The sequence below is a fragment of the Kamptonema formosum PCC 10802 genome (genome assembly GCF_000332335.1).
Taxonomy (GTDB): Bacteria; Cyanobacteriota; Cyanobacteriia; order Cyanobacteriales; family Oscillatoriaceae; genus Oscillatoria.
Genome location: NZ_KB235948.1, coordinates 2730440 through 2754021, shown reverse-complemented (window position 1 = coordinate 2754021; position 23582 = coordinate 2730440). Strand labels below are relative to the sequence as shown.

The window sequence follows — 23582 nt, the reverse complement described above, 5'->3', positions numbered from 1 at the left end:
GAAGAAGACAGCGGCTGCGTGCTGAACGACCCGCAATTATTTGACATTGCCTGTCTTCCTGAGTTACAATCTTTCGAGAGGTAGCTTGCTCATACACAGTGCATTTGACTTGTACGGTTGTATTCTTTGGCTCGAATAACCCTACAACTCTCATTGGCACCTTGAACGCATAACCGGCTAAAGCTGTCAGCTGCTGGACGGCAGTCTCGTAGTAGAGACTGCTGTTGGAAGCCGGAAACATCTGGGCTTTCGCAATCAGAACCACAAGCCTAGTGGGCTGCCCTGTTAGTAGGGTCTGAGCGTTGAAAAACAACTCGGAGCGTAAGGTGTTGTTTGGCAGGAACGCTTAGTGGGAAAACTGAACCTCGACAAGCACACCCGATTTGCCAAGGTCAATGTCTGTGCCCAAAAATCTGTATGGTGCTGGAATCGGCAGGTTAGATTGCCACCCGATCTTGACCAAGGCAGCTTTGATGTATTGGTTCGTTCCTACGGGGTCAAAGACTGGATTTCCCTCAATCCCAGCCTGACGGGAAGCTTTAAGGTGTAATGGCATGGCGGTTAGTACGCTTTCAATATCATTCCATTCAGCGTTGCAGTGGGTATTGATGACTAGATCGGCATTGTTGAAATCTGTAAACTGAATGAGCATGGCTACTCACCCTCTTTTTCTCTAAGCAATTTTTCGATGAACCTTATCGGGTCAAGCTCCAGGGCTTGTGCCACTTCCAAGAACTCGATTAAATCTAGCCGGCGCTCGCCGCGTTCATACTTGGAAACGTAGGACTGCGGACGCGAAAGCTTGGCGGAAAGCTGGGCTTGGGTGAGCTGAGCGGCTTGGCGAGCCTCGATAAGCAGGCGGCGAAACCGGTAGTATTCCTCGCTAAAGACAGATTTGGTCACTTGACGGATGCCTTGTTTGCCGCGACGGTTTCCTCGGTTTCGATAGCGGGCGCGTCCCTCTGGCTGACTAATGTGCGAATTCGATGCTAAAACCCAATGCGGGATAAACCCAAAATGGGTTATTATCTCGTGGGAGCCCCGGAAGCCGGCTTGCCTGCCGGCTCGTCCCATCCTGAGCGAGCGGGGCGTGAGGGTCCGCCGGCAGGCGCGATACGATAATCCTTGTAAGGAAGCAGAAAAACACTCTTTGAGAGAGTCTGGGGAACATCCGTGCTCGATATCAAGCAAATCCGGGAAAATCCACAAGCAGTGCAGGAGCGCCTCAACCGGCGCGGCGGAAACTACGATTTACAGCCGCTCTTCAGCATTGACGCCCAGCAGCGGGAACTGGAGACGACGCGCTCCAAGCTGCAAGCTCGCAGCAACGAAATTGGCAAACTGGTGGGCCAAAAAATGAAGGCCGGTGCTAAGCCGGACGATCCAGAAATTCAAGCCTTGAAAGAGGAAGGCAACCAGCTCAAATCCCAGCTAGGCGAACTGGAGCCAAAGGAAAAAGAGCTGAAATCCCAGATCGATGAGCTGCTGCTGTCCATCCCTAACTTGCCCAGCGATTCGACACCGGCAGGCAAAGATGAAAATGACAATGTGGAGGTGCGCCGCTGGGGTGACGAGTACATCCCCCAAAATGCCGGCATCCTCCCCCACTGGGAAATCGGCGAAAAGCTGGGCATCCTCAACTTTGAGCGCTCGGCGAAAGTGGCGCAAAGCCGGTTTGTGACGCTGATCGGTGCCGGTGCGGCGCTGGAGCGAGCTCTGATTAGCTTTATGCTCGACCGGCAGATCCAAGCCGGCTATATAGAAGTGCTGCCGCCGATCTTGATTAACACCGCTTCCCTCACCGGCACCGGTCAGTTGCCCAAATTTGCCGAAGAAAGCTTCAAATGCGCCCAAGATGACTTGTGGCTCGCTCCCACCGCTGAGGTGCCGGTGACGAACCTCTACCGGGATGAAATCCTCCCCGCAGAACAGTTACCCATCTATCACTGCGCTTACACCCCCTGCTTCCGGCGGGAAGCCGGCAGTTATGGCAAAGACACGCGGGGGCTAATCCGCCTGCACCAATTCAATAAAGTTGAGCTGGTGAAATTTGTCCACCCCAGCACCTCTGAGGCGGAGCATCAAACCCTGGTGCGAGATGCCGAAGCTATCTTGGAAGCCCTGAAGTTGCCCTACCGGACGATCGAACTGTGCGCGGGCGACTTGGGCTTCTCATCGCAGAAGACCTACGATCTGGAAGTGTGGCTGCCCTCTGCCGGCAAATACCGCGAGATTTCCAGCTGCTCGAATTTTGGCGACTTTCAGGCGCGACGGGCCAATATTCGCTTTAAGGAAGCCGGGAAGAAGGGCACCCAGTTCGCGCACACCCTCAACGGTTCTGGCTTGGCCATCGGGCGCACCATGTCGGCGATCCTGGAAAACTACCAGCAGCCGGATGGCACAGTCCGCATCCCGGAAGCCCTGCAGCCGACAATGGGGCGCGAGGTGCTGTAACGCCGGTCAAGAAATTCCCCTCGTTCCCAGGCACCCTTACGGGAAGCCTGGGAACGAGAAAAAAATCCCTTGACAAAAGAACATTAATATGCTATAGTCCCTTCTTTAGTCTGTCCGGACTGGAAACAGGCGCAGAACCGTAGAATACGTCACAATAATTAAAGGTTCCCGAATGCGGGAGCCGGCAGCACATATAGCGTAGTATCACTGGATTAGTACATGTCAGTTTTGGCAGCGATCGCGGTTCTGGCGCTTTTGATTGTGGTACACGAACTGGGCCACTTCATGGCGGCTCGCCTGCAGAAAATTCACGTCAATCGCTTCTCTATCGGGTTTGGCCCCATTCTGTGGAAATATCAAGGGCCAGAAACCGAGTATGCGATTCGGGCGATCCCTCTGGGTGGCTTTGTCGGCTTCCCGGATGACGATCCCGAGGAGAGCAACATTCCTGAAAATGACCCCAATCTGTTGCGCAACCGGCCCATCCTAGACCGAGCCATTGTCATTAGCGCTGGGGTGATTGCCAATTTAATCTTTGCCTATCTGGTGCTAGTCGCTCAGTTCGGCACTTACGGCGTGCCGGCGGGATTTAACTACCAGCCTGGGGTTCTCGTGCCCCAAGTGGTTTCGCAAGACTCCGCTGCAGCTAGAGCGGGGATTAAATCAGGAGACATTATTATAGCAGTGGGCGGGAAGGAACTGGGCTCCTCCAAAGAGGCCATCCCCGTCCTGAAGGAAGCCATCCAATCCCATGCCGACCGGCCTCTGGAACTGACCCTGGAGCGGAACAAGGCCAAGCTGTCCGTGAGGGTGACGCCGCAACCGGCACCAGACGGCACAGGTCGCATTGGTGTCCAGCTCGCTCCCAACGGCACGGCCACCTACCGGCGGGCCAACAGCACTTTCGAGGTGTTGAGCCTGGCCGCTGACAGGTTTCAGGCGATCGTTGTCGGCACGGTGCAGGGGTTTTACCAGCTGATCACCCACTTTAAAGAAACCGTCGGCCAGGTCGCCGGGCCGGTGAAAATTGTAGAGGAAGGTGCCAAAGTCGCCCAAAGTGACACCGGCAACCTGTTCCTGTTTGCGGCGATTATCAGCGTCAACTTGGCGATTATCAATATCTTGCCCCTGCCGGCACTGGACGGCGGGCAGCTGGCCTTCCTGCTGATTGAAGGGCTGCGCGGCAAACCCCTGCCCACCCACATTCAAGACGGGGTCATGCAGACGGGATTAATGCTGCTGCTGGGGTTGGGCATCTTTTTGATCATCCGCGACACCACCCAGTTGGAGGCAATTCAGAAGTTATTCCAGTGAGCGTCACTGATAAATGGTCTGCAAAAAAGCAGCGGGCTAATGAAATCCTGATTCGCCTGAAGCGCCTGTATCCAGACGCCACATGCACGCTCAACTACGAGACGCCGGTGCAGCTGCTGGTGGCCACTATCCTCTCGGCCCAGTGCACAGATGAGCGGGTGAATCAGGTGACACCGGCACTTTTCGCGCGCTTCCCCGACGCCGCCGCCATTGCCGGTGCCGGTTTAGCAGAACTGGAAACCTTAATCCGCTCCACCGGCTTCTACCGCAACAAGGCCAAAAACATCCAGGGCGCTTGCCAGATGATTGTTGAGAAATATGGCGGTCAAGTGCCCAAACGGATGGAACAGCTGCTGGAATTGCCCGGAGTGGCCAGAAAAACCGCCAATGTGGTGATGGCCCACGCCTTCGGCATCAATCAGGGCGTCACCGTGGACACCCACGTCAAGCGCCTCAGCCAGCGCTTGGGCTTGACTGAACACGACGATCCGGTGCGCGTCGAGCGAGACTTAATGCCGCTTCTCCCCCAAGAAGACTGGGAAAATTGGTCAATTCGGCTGATTTACCACGGGCGAGCCGTCTGTAACGCCCGCAAGCCGGCCTGCCAGACTTGCGCCCTCGCTGATTTGTGCCCCTCTGCCCTTCGCTGAAGGTGCCGGTGCCCAAACCCCCGCTCCCCCCGCCCCCTCTCTTCCTCTTCCTTGGCGACTCTTCACGGGGGCGGTTCATCACCCCCCCAAACCTGATACCATAGAGAATGGTGTCTTTAATCGAGGCTGAGAAAGTCATTCATGGCCAAAAAGAGCATGATTGAGCGGGAAAAGAAACGCCAGAAACTGGTGGAGAAGTACGCTCAAAAGCGGGAAGATCTCAAGGAACAGTTCTCCCAAGCCGAAACGCTGGACGATAAAATTGAACTGCACCGGCAGCTGCAACAGCTGCCTCGCAACAGCAGCCGCCACCGCCTGCGCAACCGCTGCTGGCTCAGTGGCCGGCCCAGAGGCTACTATCGGGACTTTGGCCTTTCCCGCCACGCCATTCGCGAAATGGCCCACAAAGGGTTGCTCCCAGGCGTTGTCAAGTCCAGCTGGTAGTTGGGATGCAAGGATTTTGGATTTTGGATTTTGGATTGGGAATCTAAAATCTAAAATCTAAAATCTTACTGTCCGCAGCACCGGTCTATGCCCAAGCTCTCCAGCAGCAAGTCGCTCACCGCATTGGCAACGGCAAACTCGCCATAGAAACTTTTAGAAAAGTCAAACGCCTGCATTTCCGTGACTATCGCGATCGTGAGAGCGCCAACATCATTTTCCCCTTCCATCCGGTGCCGGACATAGATTTGGGCAGCTCGGCGGGCAATCTCCTGGTTGACTGCCTCTGGGATAAACTCCCGGTCGAGCCAGTTATGCAAAGCATGTTGCAACCATTGGCCTTCCTGCTGGGGATTTTCAGCAGGAGGCAGTGTGACGGGTGGAATGGCTTCAGGCATAATCATCCTCTTAATTTACTGTTTCAAGGGCAGTGTCTCTTGTGGGTAGCCTTACTGATATTACAGTGCGACCAATAGAACAGATGGGATTTTTTGAGTGTCTTTTTCTGACAGTTGAGAGCGAAAGTAATCTGTGATTTTCTCTCGGATGAGTTGAGCGAACCTTTTATTAATCGCAGTCTGGATGGGATGGGTGGTTTCTTTATAGCCCACCTTGTATACTTTTTCTGTCCTATATTTTCCGGTGGTTTTGTTATAAAATCTGTTAATTTTAGCCTCTACAGATACTGAGGACTGAGAGCTGCTATACCAGTACAAACGAAAAAGATGATTTTCATCAAAATACAGGGTTAGCATATTTTCGTCGCTGCCAGCAAGGCGCAAGACATAGATATTCTCCTCTTTTTTTTCAATCTGTAGATAGCCCCAGTTTTTTTCGGTTTTATTGAGGAGTTTGCTTAAGGTACTCTCAAGCAGCGGACAATTCTCAAATTCTTCCATAGACCCCCAGAATGGCTTCAAAATAGCGTTTAATAGAGATAGCGGCTCTCAGTTCGATGAACTATTGCCCAGAAACCCGGAAGGGGGCGGGCACGGGGACCATTGGTGTCAACTTAAGCTGTGTCCCGCAGTCTCTAGGCGGTTGAAACCGCAGCTATACAGACTTGCACCCGCTTCGGCTTGGGTTTTAAGATTCTAGCTCTTCTCTTAAGTCCGCGCAGGCGGACTTGGTTTGTGTAGCCGCGATTTCCAATCGCCGGGAGCTTAAGTTGACACCAGTGGCACTCGGACCCGCCCCTACGCTCACCGGGTTTCTCAGTCCCTCACGTAATATGAGAAACGCTATAAAGTTACTGGAACTTTGTAAAAATAATACCATATTTGTCTGATGCTGCAATTTGACATTCCGGCGATTGTCCAGGGGTACGCACATGGCTACTTCCTGATGGCCAATGGCTCTGACGGCAAATTGGGCTGGTATTCCAGCCGGGAGCGAGCGCTGATTCCCCTGGACGAGCGATTTCGCTACCCGCGCTCGCTGCAGCGCGTCCTCAACCAGGAGCGCTTTACGGTTGCGGTCAGCCGGGACTTCCCCGCCGTAGTGGAAGGCTGCGCCAACCGGGAAACGACCTGGATATCCCCAGAACTCAAAGAGATTTATCGGGAGCTGCACCTCGCCGGCATAGCTCACAGCTTTGAAACCTGGCGGGGAAATGAACTTGCCGGCGGTATCCTGGGAATTGTCATCGGCGGAGCCTTCATTGGCGAATCCATGTTCTATCGGATTCCCGAAGGCTCGAAAGTCGCAATGGTGAAATTAGTCGAGCGACTGCGAGAGCGCCAGTTTATCTTCTTCGACGCCCAAATGAGCAACCCCCATCTCGAGCGATTTGGATCTTACATTGTGAGCGACCGAGAATATAAAACCCTGCTCAAAAAAGCATTGAGACGCAGGTGCTTCCTTCACTGAGGGCTCGCCGGCCAGTCGCCACTGGCCCATAGCTGATAGCTATTTTAATCCAAAATTAGTATTACCCCACTTTGCGCTCAGTGACCAGAGTCAGGCTAACCCATTCCCCTTTTTCGCTATACCGGCGAATCAGGCGCTGGCGGAGATTGGGTTCAATCAGCCAGCCCAACTCCAGAAACAGGGGCTGGCGCAGCTGAACCTTTTGCGGGCAAGTCGCGGAAGCCCCATCCGGGAGCAGCAACACGCGCACCGGCACAGCAGCCAAGTCCTCAAACTTAATCATATTCCCCTCAACCCGACCCGTCGAGCTGACAGAGCCGGTGCCGAAACTCAGCTGCTGCGCCACCCGACCGGCACCTAAATCCTGCAATTTCAGTACAGTCGAATAAGTGTCAGGTGACCGCCAGTCTGGGTAGAGAGTAATCGCCTCTCCGCGCCACTCGCCAAGCAGCCCGTCGAGAGTCAGGGGCGGGCGTTCCGCAGCATCAGATCCCGCTCGCTTTTCCCGAATCAGAGTCAAAGAAGCCAACTCCCCATCGGGGTTAAAGAGCTGCACCAGACGCAGGCGGCGGTTGCCGGCAATCAAACAGAACTCCCCGCCAAACTCGGAAAAAGGTGCCAGCTGAATCGTGCCCTGAGAGAAAGCGCCGGTCTCAAAATACAGCATGTCCCGTCCGATAGAGCGGTATTCCCGCACTAGCTCCCTAACCGGGGGTTGGGCGTAATTTTCATCTGCCGGCGAGAAATAGCGCAGCGTCAGGCGAACCGTCTCGTTTGAGTCCAAACCTTCCAGAGAAAGGATCGTGGGAGAGTTCCCCAAAACCTCACCTGCCGGTGAGATTTTGGTGAAAGAGCCCCGCCACTCCCCAAGATTTTGCAAAAAGTTATCCCATTGCGAACTCATCGAAAAACTCTCACTTCTTAAGTGGGCATTCTCAATTTCTTCAAAATTCTATAGCCGGCCTAACTGATTTGTGAAATTCTAGCGATCCTCTTCCTTGGCGCTCTCCCCAACGGGCAAGCCGCTGGCGCGTCTATGGCGTCTTGGCGGTTTATAAACAAAGAAATCACAGATCAAAACCGGAGCGCTCTAACAATTAAAATTTCATAACTTCTCACACCACCCGATAGATAAAACTGAGAGTTGCCCAAGTGCTGGCATCGAGAGCGTAGACATCTGCCGGCATAGCAGCCTGGAGGGAGCCGCCCGAGCTGGCTTGGTGCAAATCTTGCAGGAGAGCTTGCGCCACCGGCAAAGGATTGGACAGCACACTAACAGACCGGTAGTCACCCCGTTGGGGCATTGCGGCAGCCAGAGACGCCCATGTTCGGGTGAGGGGGGCGGCGCTGCAGATCAGTTGGGTTTGCGCAAGTCCAGCAGTGCTGCCAATCACCCAAGCCGAGGCAGAAGCTGCTGCGGGAATCATCACCGTTTCACCGGGTAAAATCGCACTCTGTTCGCTTCTCGGAAGGTTTTGGGCTACATCTTTCCGGTCAATGGCTTCCGATCCAGAGCCGGCGTGAGCCCGACCCCTGCTGTCTGTGCCCAGAAGGACAAAATAGATAGGGCGGTTGCTCTCGTTGCGCAGCCGGTATTGGATGCGGCTGCCGGCGGGTACAGTCAGGAGCCCAACCGGAGAGTCTGTTTGCTCTGCCGGTGCGGCAACCGCGCCCTCGCCTGTGCCCCGGAGAGTGGCGCGTTCTACCAGCACGCGCTCTTTGCTTCCCTCCACCATCACCAGAGTGGCTCGCACTCCCAGACGCGACGAGCCCTCATTGCCGGTCAAGCGCCACAGCTTAGCTGCCAGAAGGGTTTGCAGTTGCGGGAGGAGCCGGCGCACGGCACTGCGCACCGCCTCTCCGCCCTCCCCAACCGTATTGGGGATTAAATCTTGACCGAGAGAAAACAAGCCGTAGCTAGCCGGCGAGAGGGATGGCAGAGCAGCCGAGGGCGTCTGGGCGAGCAGCATCTCCCGGGCGCGACCGAAAAGACAGTCAGCCGGCTGATCGCCCCCCACCACCGGCGAGACGTAGGGAATGCTGGCAAAGGCGCTGGTCGCGTCCACGCGCTCAATTCTCTCCAAGCTGGTGTCGAGGGCCACGGTCAGGCCGGTATTGCGAGGCAAAACCCGGACAGCTTCCTGAAGCAACTGTCCCACCTGCAGGGGCTTTGTGGCGCTGCCGGCACCCAAAAATTGCGCCTGCGCCGCCAATCCGGTGCGGGAGCGAATCTGGAGGATCGCGGAGGGATTTGTGTCGCTGAGCGAGAGAGCCGGCGCACCGGCAGTGCCGGCCTCCTGAACCGGGCTGAGCAGGGAATTCACCCCGTAGGAATCGAGCACCTGGGCGGGGAGTCCCCCCAGCCACAGCTGTGCGGTTTTGCCGTCCTCGCCCACAGCAGTCACTGCGCCATCCGCCCCAACATCAGAAGCGTCAAATAGCAAGGAGGACACAGGAATGAATTCTGCGTTCTGCGTTCCGCCTTCCGCCATAAACTGCGGCGGCTGCTCAAAACCGGCCATTTGCTCAATGGAGCAAGCCGCCTGCTGGAGGGTGAAAAGCAGGGTTGCTGCCGGTGTGGCCGACCAAAGGTTTTGGGTGAGGGCGTAGGTGAGCAGACCGCAGCTGAAGCCATTCCACTGCATTTCTGCGGCTTGCTGGTTTGGCCGGGCTGCGCTAAAGATAGCGACGGGCATCTCACCGCTGCGCCGGTCGGGGGTTTGACGCCGCAGCTGCTCTTGCCAAGCCAGTTCCTCTGGGGCGAGGGCCACCGCCGGCGGGCTGGGGCGAGAGCGAATCCGCAGATTGCCCAGCAAATTGGTGCCGGTATAGGTGTAGCTGGTGTCGAGGACAGCCAGCACCCGCTCTGCTGGCAGCTCGCGCAGCAGCAGCAGCAGGGTTTCTTCCGGCAGGTCGCTGGCGGTGTTCGCGTCTGGGGCGAGCCCGCCATCTGCGGGCACCAAGGTATTTTGCCTCGCCCCAGCCGCCCCTGAGGAGTGGGGCGAGTTGAGGGCGCGACCGTAGCCGCTGAAGTGGAAGACAGCGACATCCCCGGCACCCGCCTCACGCAGGTGGCTGGTGAGGGCGTCCTGAATATTTTTGCGAGTGGCTTGGCTGTCGGTCAGCGTCAGGATATCAGCCGGCTTGAAGCCAAACCGGTGAATCAAAAGTTGCCGCTGCAGCTCCACATCCGTGAGGCAGCCGCTGAGGGGGCTGCCGGTGCCGTATTGATTAATGCCCACGAGCAGGGCCAACTTGCGCGCGCTCGGTTGTGCCAGGGCTCGGTAATAGCGATCGGTCAAGCGGGACAGGCCCGCCTCAGTCATTCCCAGGGCTGCCAGCGCCCAGCCAGTTCGTTGCAAAAATTCCCGCCGCTTCATAATCTGTGGGCTCTCCCCAACGGAGTCCCATTGCTGGGACTGACTTTGCATCCTGCCTTGGCTGACCGGAATTTACCGGAAACTAATAGATTTTCGGTAGGAGATTCCTTGTGAGATCGCCGCCCGGCAGCCCCCCAAAGTGCGGGCCTGACCGGGCGCGGGATCGGAACGAGAGAGGTTGGCAACAGCAAGTGATTTGCTAACATCTTCCAATCTATGCTATACTTTACTCAAGACAGGCACCCAAACCTGAAAACCAAAGGCGGGTGGCTGATCTGAAAGGCTCAAGACAGTCATCTGAACCTGAGAAGCAAAGGCTTTGTGGCTGCTCTAAAAAATGCCACAAAGCCTGAAACTCAGGCATGAGTGGCCTTCAAGCTGCTTCAAGTGACTTCTTCTTAAAAGCAAGTAGGCAATATCATGAACTTGGCTGTTGTGCTCGCGGGATTTACCTGTGGGCATTGGTTGATACGCCTTGGTTGAGAGCTAAAGTAGGGGCGGGTTTACCAGCATCTGATAGCGCAGCGGCTCAGTCAGGAGCTACTTCCCAGAGACATTTTGGATAAACCCGCCCCTACAGTATTTGTTGGCAACTGTTAAAGGTTGTTAGCAAAAATGTATCGGAAAGAGACTTTTTCCCTGATTTCAGATTTCATAAGTCATCACGTTCATAGCCTTGGCGAGCTCTAGGGCCACCTCCGGACGGGAAAACTCCGGCGGCGGCAGCTCACCCCGGCGCAGCAGCTCCCGCACTTTTGTTCCGGACAGGTGAATGCGCTGTTCGGGGGTGCTGGGGCTGGTCTTGGTGGTGGCCATGCCCTGAGTTACCTTGCAGTAGAAGGCGTGCTCGAACTTCATCGGCACGATGCCCAGCTCTCCTGGCTCAAACTCATCAAAAATCTTCTGAGCGTCATAGGTGCCGTAGTAGTCCCCCACACCGGCATGGTCGCGCCCGACGATAAAGTGAGTGCAGCCGTAGTTCCTGCGCACTATAGCGTGGAAAATCGCCTCGCGCGGGCCGGCGTAGCGCATGGCCGCCGGGTTGATGGCCATGATCACCCGGTCTTTGGGGAAGTAGCGATCCAGCATGATTTCGTAGCAGCGCATGCGCACGTCTGCTGCGATGTCGTCTTCTTTCGTCGCGCCCACCAGCGGGTGCAGGAACAGGCCGTCCACCACTTCTAGGGCGCACTTCTGGATGTACTCGTGGGCGCGGTGGATGGGGTTGCGGGTTTGGAAGCCCACGATTGTTTTCCACCCCCGCTGCTTGAACAGCGTCCTCGACTCGGCTGGGTCAATCTGGTATTTCGGAAATAGAGGGTGGGCGTCCCGCTGCAGCAGCCACACCGGCCCGGCTAAATTGACTGGCCCTTGCTCGTACACGACCCTCACACCGGGGTGCTTGAAATCATCGGTGCGGTAGACGTTAATCGCCTCGTGAGCTTTGTTGTAGCGATATTTTTGGGTCAGCTCCAGGACGCCGGCAAACCGGCCATTGGGGTCATCCAAGCGCACCCAGCTCCCCTCTTTCAGGTTTTGGGCCACTTCTTCGCTGACGGAGAGCGTGATTGGAATAGACCAAGGCAGCCCACTGGTTAGCCGCATGTCAGTCACCACTGAGGCGTAGTCCGCTTGCCCCATGAAGCCGGTGAGCGGACTGAACCCGCCAATCGCGATCAGGATCAGATCCGAGAGACTGCGCTCGTCAAGCCCGACGCGGGGTAAAACGTCTGCTTGCTGGAGAAATTCTTGCCGCATAGCCGCTGTGGCTGTGCGATTGATCAGGTGGCCCCCGTGAGGCGCGATACCGTCTGGATGGTAGCTCAAAGCAATCCCTCTTTGCGTTGACTGCGACTGGTTATAATTTTGCGATTTTCCCGATCTTTTATCCTACTGCTCTTGGGGGCGTTCGCGACAGCAGCGCCAAAGAAACCGGGTTTCTTTTCTGGAACCCCGGTTCCTGTCCCTTGTCGATACAGCAGCACACAGTCAGTTTAGGACAGGGCATCTCACTTTTTAGTAAGGACAGGGACAGGCGAGACGCCTGTCCTACGTCCTAACCTAACTGGCTACTGCTATAAAATCAAATCGCGCTGTCGCGCGCCGCCCTTGACGTTTAATCAGGCTTGTGTTATAATGCCGCCGCCAAGCAGGACCTCGCCGTCGTACCAAACGGCGGCTTGACCGGGGGTCATCCCGAACTGGGGCTCGTCGAAGACGATGCGAGCACCGGCACCTTCCAGGGGAATGACGGTGGCGGGCACGGCGGGGGTGCGGTAGCGGACTTGGACTTGGGCCCGGATGGGGGCGGAAGCGTCTGGGATGGACACCCAATTGAGCCGGTGGACGCCGCACTCGGACTGGTGGGCGCTGGCGCGATTGCCGACAATCACCCGGTTGCGCGCGGCGTCCAGCCCAATCACATACAGCGGCTCGCTAGCGGCGACGCCCAGCCCTTTGCGCTGGCCAATCGTGTAGTGGTGGATGCCGTCGTGCTGTCCGAGGACTCGCCCGTCCGAGTCCACAATGTCGCCTTTTGCCGGGGCCAGGTATTTGTCCAGAAACGCCCGCATGGAGCCGCTGGCTTCCACCAAGCACAGGTCTTGACTTTCTGGCTTGTCAGCAGTCTTGAGCCCGAACTCAGCGGCGAGCCGGCGGGTTTCGGTCTTGCAAAGTTCGCCGAGGGGGAAGACGCACCCTGCCAGCAAGTCCTGGGTCAAGTCGTACAGGAAGTAGGACTGGTCTTTGTTGCGGTCAAGGGCGCGGCTGAGCTGGTAGCGCCCGCTGGCTGGGTCAAATTTGACGCGGGCGTAGTGGCCGGTGGCAACTCTGTCTGCGCCCAGCTTTTCCGAAGCATACTGCAGCATCGGGCCAAATTTTACCGTTTTGTTGCACTGCGAGCAGGGCAGGGGCGTCACACCGGCACTGTACCCGGCAACCAAGTAATCGACGATATGGGTTTGGAAGACCTCTCGGATATCGACGACGTGATGGGGGATGCCTAACTGTTCGCAGATGTAGGCAGCGTCAACCATCCCCTCCGAGCAGCACTGCCCTTTGCCCTTCATCAGCCAAAGAGTCAGTCCCACCACTTCATATCCCTGGTGGTGGAGGGTTGCAGCCGCCACTGAACTATCGACCCCACCGGAGAGGCCCACCACAACTTTGTGCATCGAAGTTTGAATAAGTGCAAAGAAGTTCGCTATATCTTTAAGCTAGCACCGGCAAACAAAAACTGTCGCACTCTATGTTACAGTACCTGCAGATTGGCAAAGGGTGCGTGCGAGAGCAGAGCACGGCACAATCTCACTCAAGCAAAAATGTTGTGGCGGGGGAAGAGGGGTTCTTCGGGAGCGGGGCAGAGAAAAAAAATCGTTTCAATCCCGTTTCCGGGATTCAGCTGGCCAAAAATCATCCGCTCCTACCCCCTGCTGAAATCATTGTCGCATTCATTTGGGCTTCTTTGCACAACGGGGATGCTCCCGTTCGGTATAGTGTTTCAATCCCGTTGCCGGGATTCAGCTGGCCAAAAATCTTCTCCTCCTACCCCCTGCTGAAATCACTGTCGCATTGATATGGACTTCTTCCCACAACCGGGATGCTCCCCTGAGCACAGCCAACCAAATGAATTTCCCGGATTGCTGTCTCGATTTTTTGGCTGTTGCCGGCTTTGCCGGCGCGACGCCCGCGCCAGCACGCTCAGCACTTTTGCTGGCGCTCCCCCCGGAAATAAGTATATACAGGCGTCCCCTCGTTTTGGTCAATCCGCGACTGATATGCCTGAAAGCTCGGTCCCCTCTGTGCTCACCCCCGCTCGGCTGCTTTTGGGGGGGTGTTTGTTACTGGCGTGGAATACCGCCGCCGGGGCTCAACCTCTCGGACAAACCCCTCTCCCAGAGGCTGCGCAGTCCCAAATACTAGCCCAAAGGTCGGACAGGTACTACTTGGTTTATGTCAATGGGAACAGCCTGCTACTGCTGGAACAGGTGCGCAGGATAGAGCCCCAGGCACAGCTGGTGGAGTACAAGGGGCGGGTGGTCGTCCAAGCCAATGTTTTTTACGATAAAGATCGGGCTAAGCGGCTCGAAAGGGATCTGGAAGCGCAGTACATCAAGGCTGAGATTGCCTCAATCGAGAGCCGGCAGGCAAGACCGCCGGTGCCGGACATCCCGAACATACCGAACATACCGGACACACCGACCCCCGTCAGTTATGGCACCGGCTATTTTGTGGTTATCCCCGCTCGCGAGAGGGACTTGCAGGCGACTGCAGAGCAAGTGCGCCTGCTGGGACTGGTGAATTTCGGGGTCAGCCCGCAAGACAGCCCGCAGGGGCCATACGTTCTGGTGGGCCCATTTGCTGACCGGGATACGGCAGAGCGCTGGAACTTCTATCTCCAGGATTTTGGTTTGAAGAACGCACGGGTTTATTACGGGAATTTTTAGAGTTGCCTGCTGGAGAGCCCCCGACTTCGCACAGGGGCTAGATCCCGCCAATCCCAGTGAAAAAGGGGGGGCTGGCCGGTTTGCCCCATTTTTCCCCGGGGGTGAGGGGGGATCTTCGAGTTGCTCGGTTCTGTGCGATAAGCTGTTAAGCTTTTAATCTGCTTGTTGCAGAAAGGAGGCAGAGCCTCCCGAGGGGCGTTACCAGGCAGAGCATGGTAACGAGGGGATAGAGGTGGATAGGGCAAATTCAATGCGCCACAGCTTACCTGAACAGGACAGAATTTTGAGATTTGGGATTTTACATTAATAAAATTCCCATCGCAACCGGCTCGCTGATATGTTAAAAATGTTGGCGTTCGGGTAAAGCAGTGGGGCGAATTCAGGACAGGGTTGAGCAGATTCACCAGTTTGCTGTGACGGCTGAGCAAATGCGTGCGATTGAGGGGCGCGTGTTTGAGGCGGGAATGCCGGTGCCGGCGCTGATGGAAAAGGTGGCGGGACTGGTTGCGAAGCGGATTCAGGAGCTATACCGGCAGCCGGTGCGTGCCGGTGTGCTGGTTGGTCCGGGGCACAATGGGGGGGACGCTTTGGTTGTGGCTAGGGAGCTGCACTGGCGGGGTTTTGAGGTGGCGGTGTATTCGCCGTTTTCTAAGCTTAAGGAACTGACGGGACAGCACGCCCGGTATGTGGCGAGTCTGGGAATTCCGTTCTATCAGGAAGTTGAGCCGCTGCAAGGGTGTGACTTGCTGGTTGACGGGCTGTTTGGCTTTGGGTTGGAGCGTTCGCTCGACGGTGCGGTTGCGGCGGCGATCGATGAGGTGAATCGCTGGGGGGTGCCGGTGCTGAGTGTGGATATTCCTTCGGGGCTGCACACGGATACCGGCGAGGTTTTGGGCACTGCGATTCGGGCGGCGCGGACGTTTTGCTTGGGGCTGTGGAAGCTGGCGTTCCTGCAAGATGGGGCGCTAGAGTATATTGGTGAGGCGGAGCTGGTTGATTTTGATTTGCCGCTGGCGGATATCCGGGCGGTACTCGGCGAGCCACCGGCAATCCGGCGCATCACACCGGCAGTCGCGCTGTCGCACCTCCCCATCCCCCGCCCGCCGGCGTCGCACAAGTACAAGATGGGGCACTTGCTGCTGGTTTGCGGTTCGCGCAAGTACACCGGCGCGGCAATTTTGGCGGGTTTGGGGGCGCGGGCGTCTGGGGTGGGGATGCTCTCGGTGGCGGTTCCGGAGTCGGTTAAGCCGCTGCTGAGTTTGCAGCTGCCAGAGGCGCTGATTGTCGGGTGTCCGGAAACGGAGGCGGGGGCGATCGCAGGTCTGCCGCCAGGTGCCGATTTGAATTCTTACAGTGCGATCGCGTGCGGTCCGGGGCTGACGGTGGGGGCTGCGCCGGTGGTGGAGGCGGTGCTGGAGAGCTCTCCCCCTCTGGTTTTGGATGCGGACGGGCTGAATGTGCTGGCGCATCTGGGGGCGATTGCAACACTGACTGAGCGGCGAGCGCCGGCAGTGCTGACGCCCCATCTCGGTGAGTTCAAGCGTTTGTTTCCAGAAGACACCCTCACCCCCAACCCCTCTCCCATTGAGGGAGAGGGGAGATACGGAGGCAGAATTGCTGCTGTGCGGGCGGCGGCGATGCAAACTGGGGCTGTCGTGCTGCTGAAGGGGGCGCGAACGGCAGTGGCGCATCCGGACGGTACGGTGTGGGTGCAGCCGGAAAGTACGCCGGCTTTGGCTCGCGGCGGCAGCGGGGATGTGCTTACGGGGCTGATGGGGGGCTTGTGGGCGCAGGCGGCTGTTGCGGAAAAGCCGGTTGAAGACTCATGCAAACTAGCGGTGTGGTGGCACGCGAGCGCCGGCATTCTGGCGGCGCAGGAGCGGAGTCAGCTGGGGGTCGATGCGTTTACGCTGGCGCAGTATTTAGTGCCGGTGCTGCGCAACTACGCGAAGTAATAGGTTCAATTTTGTTCCTCTATCTAAGGGGCGATATAAAGGCTAGGAATGAGGGATATAATATTATATCAGGTTGAATGCCGGTAATATCTTGAGGGTCGGGCATTGGGCGTGGGGCTTTGGGCTTTGGTTTCAGATTGCGGCAGTTCAACGACAGGATATCAGGGATTTAACGGATAGAACGGATGGGAAGCGGGGGAGAATTCCTGGATTGTACCGGGGGATCGGGTTTAAGTGAGAAGTGAGGGTATAATATCAGGGATTGCGGATAAATCTTAATCAAGATTGAAGGGGTAGAGGTGAAAAATTCATTAGGATAAATTAAAATGGCTCAGGCTCGCATTGGGGAGTGGGCCCGCAATCTGGATTGAGGGGGTTGAATGAACTATGAACAGTCAAACCGGCACACAATTCGGTTCCCAGAAGACACCCGCACCGGCACCGGCACGGAGCGATGTAGCGCCGGCAGGGGGCGGAAATGGCTGCAGTGGGAGTTTTGGGAAAGATTGTTGGGCTCACCGGCAGCAAGTGGCAAATCTTGGGACGACTGGTGGTAAAATAGGTCGCAGGTTCTGCGTTTGCTAGGCAGACTTACTTCGAGCCCTCAACCCGCCGGCTCACTTCGTCCCCTCCTTTGTTGTCTTTCGCTCAGCCGTTTTCTCAAATAAAAAACAGCGATAAAAAAATAACTATGAACGATAAAAAGGGTGATATAGCTGCTATCTTAATCGTCGATGACACCCCGGCCAATTTGAGTTTGCTCTCTGCGGTTTTGAATCAAGCTGGGTTTGGTGTGCGGGTAGCGCGAGATGGAGAAAGTGCTATCCGCAAGGTGCAATACGACCCGCCGGCTCTGATTTTGCTGGATGTGATGATGCCCGGAATCGACGGGTTTGAAACTTGCCGGCGGCTGAAGGCAAATGAGGCAACGAAAGACATCCCCGTGATTTTTATGACGGCTCTTTCTGAGACGGTGGATAAGGTGAAGGGGTTTTCTATGGGCGCAGTGGATTACATTACCAAGCCATTCCAGCAAGAGGAGGTTTTGGCTCGCATCAATGCGCACGTCAAAATGCGCACTCTGACAAAAACGCTGGAACAAACGCTCTCGGAACTTCGCGCCACCCAAGCGCAAGTGATTCAGGCGGCTAAAATGTCCAGCTTGGGGCAGATAGTGGCGGGTGTCGCCCACGAAATTAACAACCCCATCAGCTTTATTTACGGGAATCTGTTCCCGATCAATAGCTATATTCAAGAATTGCTCAATCTGCTCGACCTCTACCAAAAAACTTACCCCAATCCGGCACCGGAGATTAAAGCGGCTACTGAGAGCATCGACCTGGAATTTATGGTTGAGGATGTGCAAAAAATTCTGGATTCGATGAAAGTGGGAGCCGATCGCATCCGCAATATGGTGTTGAGTTTGCGGACTTTTTCCCGGCTGAATGAATCGGATATCAAGCCGGTGAACATTCACGAATGCATTGACAGCACGCTGCTATTTTTGCAGCACCGGTTCAAAAAAGACGGGCGTCTGGCTGATATCGAAGTGGTTAAAGAGTACGGGGATGTTCCAGAAGTTACCTGCTACGCCGGCGAGCTAAACCAAGTGTTTATGCATATTCTTACGAATGCGATTGATGCCCTTGAAGAAGGGATGGGGTGTGGGAATTCGCAAGTGGGGGGTGATGGTTCCTCTCGTGACAAGTCAGGGTTTTTTCCCTGCATTCGGATTCGCACTGAAGTGTCTTCCTTTGACTGCGTGAGAATCCGGATTATTGACAATGGGCCGGGCATGAGTGAAGATGTGCTTCATAGAATATTTGACCCGTTTTTTACGACTAAGCCGGTGGGGAGCGGCACCGGCTTGGGGCTGTCCATTAGCTACCAGATTGTGGTGAAAAAACACGGCGGGCGGCTTGTTTGTGTTTCAGCGCCCGGGCGGGGAGCGGAGTTTGCAATTGAAATTCCTATCCGGCAAAACGTGAAAGTTAACTTGCTGGCTCCGGAGGCTGTGCCGGTTAGTGAGGAGAGCTGCGAGCTCTCTCTGGAATAAGCTGTAGCTGTTTGGTGGGGGTGGGGATCGCAAGGGGTTGCGCTTTTAATTTGCTTGTTGTATAAAGAGGGATAGTGTCGGGAGTCGCGTTTACAGCAACAGGATTTAACCCCACGGGGTTCTTCAGCTCTGTGCAACACCGGCTTTGCCGCTATATTGGGTGCTGGGGAAGCCACCGGCAACTTGGCGCAACACACCGGCTGCCGGTGCGCCGAGCGAGCCTGCCGGTGGGGGGCGTTTGCTTATGTATTCTGCCGGAAAATACGCAATCTTTTGCGGGCGTTAGCAGCGTAAATGCTTTCAGCGTAGAGTTTACGCGATTTGGGCTAAGGCAGATATTTTAAGACATCCGGTTGAAGACTCCAGCGACTTAGCCGGTGGGGCTCTGGCGTGCCGGCATTCTGGGGGCGGGGGAGGGGAGTGAGTTGGGTGCCGGTGCTGGGGGGGTTCGGAGGCTCGTTGATGAAGAAATGTAAAAAGTTTCCGGATGGCGGTGAGGGTGGTGGGAAAAAGGCTGATGAGTTCCCCAGCTCGGCTGGATGGGTTTGGGTGGGGGGCTCACGGACAGATTCAAAACAATACCTCAATCTCTAAGGAGAAGAAATTATGCAATCTGGCGCAGAACGCACAGAAATTGTTCGAGTTAAGCTTCCGAATGGCCAGGAGGTAAACATTGAAGCAAGGATGCTGGGTGGCTCTCAGAAGATTAGCTCTTCATCTCAAATCTTATCTTTGGATAATTTAACTAATTCAATTGAGGGGATTGCCGCTGCGATAGTCAACCATTTGCAGCAGGTAAAGCCTACTAAAACGAGTGTAAAATTAGGGTTAGAAGTTGCACTAGAGTCGGGACAGCTAACAGCACTGATTGTAAAAGGCTCTAGCAAGGGAAACCTAGAAATTACTATGGAGTGGGCAAAGGAAGACATTCCAACACGCGATGCTTCAAGCAACTGAAGGTCAACATGTAGTTTTTGGCTATTAGCGAGGCAAGAAGGGGATGACGGATCTGAACGAGCTGTGCGAGCAGTTGAAACAATGCACTGTGCGGATAAGTGCAAATACAGAGAGCGGAACAGGATTTTTTGTGGCTGCTGAGGGGCTGATTCTCACCTGCGCTCATGTGGTTAAGGATCAGCAGTCGGTCACGGTTTACTGGCAAAATCAAGAATACCCCGCCACAGTTGTGGGAAGAGCGGAAGATACTGCTAAAGTTGATTTAGCACTTATCCGGTTAAATAATAGTATTCCCAGACAACCTTGCGTGTCTTTGGATGAGTCTTTCCAAGTCGGTGACTCCTTTTCCACCTATGGCTATACTGAAATTAGTCATTTCAAGGGGGAATCAGCAACGTATAAATGTGAAGGTGTCTGCGGGAGAAACCCAGAATTGATCAAATTCACTGAGGGGCAAGCTGCTCCTGGATTCAGCGGTTCACCCTTGCTAAATGAAAACACCGGAAAGGTGTGCGGCATTATTAGTGATAGTCGCAACATTTATAGTAATTTAGGTGGGTATGGAGTGCCCACAAAGGTTATTTTTGAAGAGTTCCCTAACCTCAAAAGTTTTCATGATGCTCCCCCACTTCCCCCACCTCCCCCACCACCAGTGCAACAGCGAACCTTTCGCTTTGACGTGCGTGTAGATCATACAGACAATCGCCAAGTCGTTCAAAGGTTTTGCGTTCCAGAAGCCCGCGAGATTGTGAATTGGCAACCCCCCTTAATGATTTCTGATGGAGGCTATTCCTATTTTGAAAAGATTGAGATTGTTGCCGGACAACCAAATTGTGTGGACGTGTACGCCCATTTGCAAGGAAAGGGAGTCAGAAGAATAGGCGGCATAATCGTAGACTACTTGGGACGAGGCTGGCTAAAAGCTGACATAATTGTCAATTATATACCCCGGTAGGCAAACCACCCCTTTGATTTTAAGGCAGGGCTATTTTATTCCTGAGTTGACCAGGACTTACGCAGAAGCATTCTGCAGGTAGGGTGAGCGTCGCCCAGCCTAATAGGTGGTGGCTTGTTAATTGTTAAAGGTTTATTGTAATAACAGTAAATTTTCTTAACAATTAACAGCCGCCTCTTTTGTATTTTGTTTCTTTTGGCGCTGCGAATCGCGGCGAGCGCTAAACGAACTGGACAAAGATCGCATCAAGGATATGAAGAAAAATACCCTGCGGCTGGCGCTGCAGCACTTGGAGTTTGTGGCACCGGCAATCAAATAGCTATGGAGACGTTAGTGCGAGTCATCGAGTCAGAACGGGATAAATATACCCGCAGAAAAGCAGCATAAATGATAAGTTAGATAATGAAATATGAGCGATTCGAGAAGTGGTACAAACTCATCTTGCACTGCGCCCAAACTATGCCCTACCCGGAATTTTATCAAGCTTGGCACAATCGCCCATCTATCCTCAACCGGCTCACCCGATGGTGGCACAGATAACTGTGCGGGACTTTTTCAAACCGCAGATAAACGGAGATGAACGCAGATAATCCTCTTCATCTGCGTTTATCTGCCTGCATCTGCGGTTAAAATCCTCCTACCACTACACCTCCACCGGCTCTTTCTTACCCACCGGCACGGAATAATTCCCCCCCTCATCCACGGCGATGCGCCCCACAGACTCATCCCCCGTAATCAAGCGAGCGCCGCCCTTGCGCGTGAAATAATTCCACCCCCACTGCAGCATCACCACCAGTTTATTGTCAAACTCAATCAAAAAGTAGATGTGCACAAACACCCAAATCAGCCACGCCAGGAAACCCGACAGCTTCACATACCCCAAATCCACCACAGCCGCATTCCGCCCAATCACCGCCAAACTGCCGGTATCCACATACCGGAAAGCCGGCGCACTGTTGCCTTTCAGCCGCTCTTTAATCAGCTTCGCCACATATTCCCCTTCCTGCATCGCCACCGGCGCGATACCCGGTAGCGGTTTCCCCTCCTGATGGGAATAATTCGCCAAATCCCCAATCACAAAAATATTCCCATATCCCCCCACACTCAAATCCGGCTCCACAATCACCCGCCCCACTCTGTCGAGTTGAGCGCCGGCTCGCTGCGCCAAAACCTGTCCCAGCTTAGAAGCTTTCACCCCAGCCGCCCACAGCACGGTTCGCGCTTTTATCTCCTCTTCTTTCTCCCCCTCGCGCACCGCAACCGTATCGCCTTCTATCTTCGTCACCAGGGTTTTTGTCCGCACTCTCACCCCCAGCCGGTGCAGGGCTTGTTCCGCTTCTGCTGACAGTGCCGTCGGGTAAGGCGGCAGAATCCGATCCGTCCCTTCCAATAATACTATTTCCGCTTCCGTTGTGTCAATATTGCGGAAATCGTCCTTCAGCGTATTGTGGGCGAGTTCCGCAATAGCGCCGGCTAATTCCACACCCGTTGGACCACCCCCCACAATGGCAAAAGTCAGCCACGCTTGCCGTTTTTCCGCGTCAGTTTCCTTTTCCGCCGCTTCAAAAGCCATGAAAACGCGCCGGCGGATTTCTAGCGCCCCTTCCACCGTTTTCAAACCGGGCGCAAACGGCTCCCACTCGTCTTTTCCGAAGTAGTGGTGGCTCGCGCCGGTGGCTACAATTAAGGTATCATAACTCACCTCTCCCCCGCGCATGATAACTTTTTGCCCTTGCGCGTCAATATCTGTCACCTCACCCAGCAGGACTGTGGTATTCTTGTTGCGGCTGAGCACAGCCCGCAGCGGTGAGGAAATGTCCGCCGGCGACAGGGTGCCGGTGGCGACTTGGTACAGGAGGGGCTGAAATAGGTGAAAATTGCGCTTGTCAATCAGCGTCACCTTAACCGGGGCGCGACGGAGCGCCTGCGCCGCATAAAGTCCGCCAAAACCGCCTCCGACAATCACGACATGGTGAGGGGGCTGCTTTTCAATTGCATCTGCCATAAGAGAGATTTCCTTTGTTTTATCTTGTCAGGGGCTGTTATGTAATTAACATCTTAGACCACCGGGGAACCCCATCATCCCACACATCTGCAACGCCTGTTTGCGCCGGCTTCTATGATTATAGCTCATATTGATTTAACTGGCTGTATCTCCGGCTACATTTGTCAGAGCCGGCTACTAAATTCTACCGAAAGAGAGAGCCGGTGGGCGGGTGATTTATAAAGAAAAAGTGAAATCACAAGAATGTGAGCCGTGAGAATCAAATGAGAGAAACACCCCGCAATTTTTGAGAGTATCGATCTACTCTTCGCTCAACGCGGGCTAAGAGTAGAGCGAGACTTTCAAAATGTGCGGGTTTTTTTTCGATAAAAGACGAGAAAGGGGAGAACAAGGGTTCCCAGAAAGCTCCCCTCCCCGTTAACGGTGAGGGGTTGGGGGTGGGGTAAAACCCCCTATCACTTCGCCAACAGTCTCTTGGAAATCGCGGCTATACAGACAAAACCCGCCTGCGCGGGTTGCTTATTGCCAATTCCTTCCGGCAATTATACCTCGTAGGCTTCTGGGGGGACATGCCGGCGATTGAAAATCACGGCTGCCAAAACCGGCAAGGCAACAGTTGCTTATTTCCAGTATAAGCCGGCGAGAATCAAACGAGAGAAACACCCCGCAAATTTTGAGAGTCTAGCTCTACTATGAAAGCCCGCGTAGGCGGGCTTCGTCTGTATAGCCGCGATTTCCAATCGCCTGGATCGTATTCAACTTTAGATGGCGTTCCCTCCGACAGCAGATTATATTATAATGTTTCCGAATATGGCAACTTAAGCGAAATTTGTATCAAATTTTCTGCTTCCCTGAGAGCCGGTGCGCTCAGCTGAGTTCGTCGCATTCAGTTCCTGCAGCCGGTCTGATCAGCCCCATGACTGAGATTGGGGCGGAAGGGGTAGGGGGTTTGGGGACCAGGGGGTGTGGGGTTGCCGGCGGTGTGGGGCTGAAGCCCAACTACGAACCTTTGGGCTGAAGCCCAACTACGAACTTTTGGGCTGAAGCCCAACTACGAACTTTTGGGCTGAAGCCCAACTACGAACTTTTGGGCTGAAGCCC

General features: G+C 55.0%; 23 protein-coding genes. 14 read left to right on the top strand and 9 right to left on the bottom strand.

The window, feature by feature from the left end; translation table 11 throughout:
- Positions 1-346: 346 nt before the first annotated feature.
- Positions 347-652 (bottom strand): BglII/BstYI family type II restriction endonuclease, encoded by a 306-nt coding sequence (locus OSC10802_RS52835; protein WP_017716967.1) that lies wholly within the window; start codon positions 650-652, stop codon positions 347-349.
- A gap of 2 nt (positions 653-654) precedes the next feature.
- Positions 655-903 (bottom strand): helix-turn-helix domain-containing protein, encoded by a 249-nt coding sequence (locus OSC10802_RS54310; protein WP_017716966.1) that lies wholly within the window; start codon positions 901-903, stop codon positions 655-657.
- A 270-nt stretch (positions 904-1173) separates the two neighbouring features.
- Between OSC10802_RS54310 and serS the strand changes: the two genes are divergently transcribed.
- The 4 genes from serS (at position 1174) to rpsN (ending at position 4862) form a co-directional block, all read left to right on the top strand.
- Positions 1174-2454 carry a serine--tRNA ligase gene (gene serS / locus OSC10802_RS0111760; protein WP_017716965.1) on the top strand — a complete coding sequence of 427 codons (1281 nt, stop codon included), beginning with the start codon at positions 1174-1176 and terminating at the stop codon, positions 2452-2454.
- Between the two features lie 219 nt (positions 2455-2673).
- The gene (gene rseP / locus OSC10802_RS0111755; RefSeq protein ID WP_017716964.1) at positions 2674-3768 is read left to right on the top strand and encodes an RIP metalloprotease RseP; all 1095 of its coding nucleotides are present in this window, start codon (positions 2674-2676) and stop codon (positions 3766-3768) included.
- Positions 3765-4418: an endonuclease III gene (gene nth, locus OSC10802_RS0111750; RefSeq protein ID WP_017716963.1), complete on the top strand. Its 654-nt coding sequence runs from the start codon at positions 3765-3767 to the stop codon at positions 4416-4418. The genes rseP and nth overlap by 4 nt, the downstream gene beginning before the upstream one ends.
- A 141-nt stretch (positions 4419-4559) precedes the next feature.
- Positions 4560-4862: a 30S ribosomal protein S14 gene (gene rpsN / locus OSC10802_RS0111745; RefSeq protein WP_017716962.1), complete on the top strand. Its 303-nt coding sequence runs from the start codon at positions 4560-4562 to the stop codon at positions 4860-4862.
- 65 nt (positions 4863-4927) lie between these two features.
- Here the strand turns inward: rpsN and OSC10802_RS0111740 are convergent, their stop codons facing one another.
- Positions 4928-5257 carry a DUF8822 family protein gene (locus tag OSC10802_RS0111740; protein ID WP_026098392.1) on the bottom strand — a complete coding sequence of 110 codons (330 nt, stop codon included), beginning with the start codon at positions 5255-5257 and terminating at the stop codon, positions 4928-4930.
- 60 nt (positions 5258-5317) lie between these two features.
- The gene (locus OSC10802_RS0111735) at positions 5318-5758 is read right to left on the bottom strand and encodes a hypothetical protein (protein WP_017716960.1); all 441 of its coding nucleotides are present in this window, start codon (positions 5756-5758) and stop codon (positions 5318-5320) included.
- 388 nt (positions 5759-6146) lie between these two features.
- On the opposite strand from OSC10802_RS0111735, the gene aat reads away from it, so the two are divergent.
- Positions 6147-6728 (top strand): leucyl/phenylalanyl-tRNA--protein transferase, encoded by a 582-nt coding sequence (aat, locus tag OSC10802_RS0111730; RefSeq protein WP_017716959.1) that lies wholly within the window; start codon positions 6147-6149, stop codon positions 6726-6728.
- Positions 6729-6789: 61 nt separating this feature from the next.
- On the opposite strand, the gene OSC10802_RS0111725 is transcribed toward aat, so the two are convergent.
- From OSC10802_RS0111725 to mnmA, 4 genes are all read right to left on the bottom strand, one after another.
- Complete coding sequence (locus OSC10802_RS0111725) at positions 6790-7632, bottom strand: DUF3598 family protein (RefSeq protein WP_017716958.1); 843 nt, start codon at positions 7630-7632, stop codon at positions 6790-6792.
- Positions 7633-7843: 211 nt separating this feature from the next.
- Positions 7844-10108 carry a caspase family protein gene (locus tag OSC10802_RS0111720; protein ID WP_026098390.1) on the bottom strand — a complete coding sequence of 755 codons (2265 nt, stop codon included), beginning with the start codon at positions 10106-10108 and terminating at the stop codon, positions 7844-7846.
- A gap of 645 nt (positions 10109-10753) precedes the next feature.
- Positions 10754-11935: a sulfate adenylyltransferase gene (gene sat / locus OSC10802_RS0111715; protein WP_026098389.1), complete on the bottom strand. Its 1182-nt coding sequence runs from the start codon at positions 11933-11935 to the stop codon at positions 10754-10756.
- Positions 11936-12228: 293 nt separating this feature from the next.
- The gene (mnmA, locus tag OSC10802_RS0111705) at positions 12229-13281 is read right to left on the bottom strand and encodes a tRNA 2-thiouridine(34) synthase MnmA (protein ID WP_017716954.1); all 1053 of its coding nucleotides are present in this window, start codon (positions 13279-13281) and stop codon (positions 12229-12231) included.
- 603 nt (positions 13282-13884) lie between these two features.
- Here mnmA and OSC10802_RS44285 point away from each other — a divergent pair.
- From OSC10802_RS44285 to OSC10802_RS49545, 8 genes are all read left to right on the top strand, one after another.
- Complete coding sequence (locus tag OSC10802_RS44285) at positions 13885-14553, top strand: hypothetical protein (RefSeq protein ID WP_155967595.1); 669 nt, start codon at positions 13885-13887, stop codon at positions 14551-14553.
- A 368-nt stretch (positions 14554-14921) separates the two neighbouring features.
- Positions 14922-16508, top strand: coding sequence for a bifunctional ADP-dependent NAD(P)H-hydrate dehydratase/NAD(P)H-hydrate epimerase (locus OSC10802_RS0111690; RefSeq protein WP_017716951.1), 1587 nt, complete (start codon positions 14922-14924; stop codon positions 16506-16508).
- A gap of 380 nt (positions 16509-16888) precedes the next feature.
- Positions 16889-17065 carry a hypothetical protein gene (locus tag OSC10802_RS49555; RefSeq protein WP_017716950.1) on the top strand — a complete coding sequence of 59 codons (177 nt, stop codon included), beginning with the start codon at positions 16889-16891 and terminating at the stop codon, positions 17063-17065.
- Positions 17066-17199: 134 nt separating this feature from the next.
- Complete coding sequence (locus OSC10802_RS0111680) at positions 17200-18564, top strand: sensor histidine kinase (protein ID WP_017716949.1); 1365 nt, start codon at positions 17200-17202, stop codon at positions 18562-18564.
- A 145-nt stretch (positions 18565-18709) separates the two neighbouring features.
- Positions 18710-18850 carry a hypothetical protein gene (locus OSC10802_RS49550; RefSeq protein ID WP_155967593.1) on the top strand — a complete coding sequence of 47 codons (141 nt, stop codon included), beginning with the start codon at positions 18710-18712 and terminating at the stop codon, positions 18848-18850.
- Between the two features lie 320 nt (positions 18851-19170).
- On the top strand, positions 19171-19521 hold the full coding sequence (locus tag OSC10802_RS0111675; protein WP_017716948.1) for a CU044_2847 family protein: 351 nt from the start codon (positions 19171-19173) through the stop codon (positions 19519-19521).
- 43 nt (positions 19522-19564) lie between these two features.
- Positions 19565-20476, top strand: a complete 912-nt coding sequence (locus OSC10802_RS44280) for a S1 family peptidase (protein WP_017716947.1) — start codon at positions 19565-19567, stop codon at positions 20474-20476.
- Between the two features lie 402 nt (positions 20477-20878).
- The gene (locus OSC10802_RS49545) at positions 20879-21016 is read left to right on the top strand and encodes a hypothetical protein (RefSeq protein ID WP_155967591.1); all 138 of its coding nucleotides are present in this window, start codon (positions 20879-20881) and stop codon (positions 21014-21016) included.
- A 103-nt stretch (positions 21017-21119) separates the two neighbouring features.
- On the opposite strand, the gene OSC10802_RS39820 is transcribed toward OSC10802_RS49545, so the two are convergent.
- The gene (locus tag OSC10802_RS39820; protein WP_017716946.1) at positions 21120-22481 is read right to left on the bottom strand and encodes an NAD(P)/FAD-dependent oxidoreductase; all 1362 of its coding nucleotides are present in this window, start codon (positions 22479-22481) and stop codon (positions 21120-21122) included.
- A gap of 829 nt (positions 22482-23310) precedes the next feature.
- Here OSC10802_RS39820 and OSC10802_RS49540 point away from each other — a divergent pair.
- A complete protein-coding gene (locus OSC10802_RS49540; RefSeq protein ID WP_155967589.1) occupies positions 23311-23499 on the top strand; it encodes a hypothetical protein in 189 nt (62 codons plus the stop codon).
- Positions 23500-23582 lie beyond the last annotated feature (83 nt).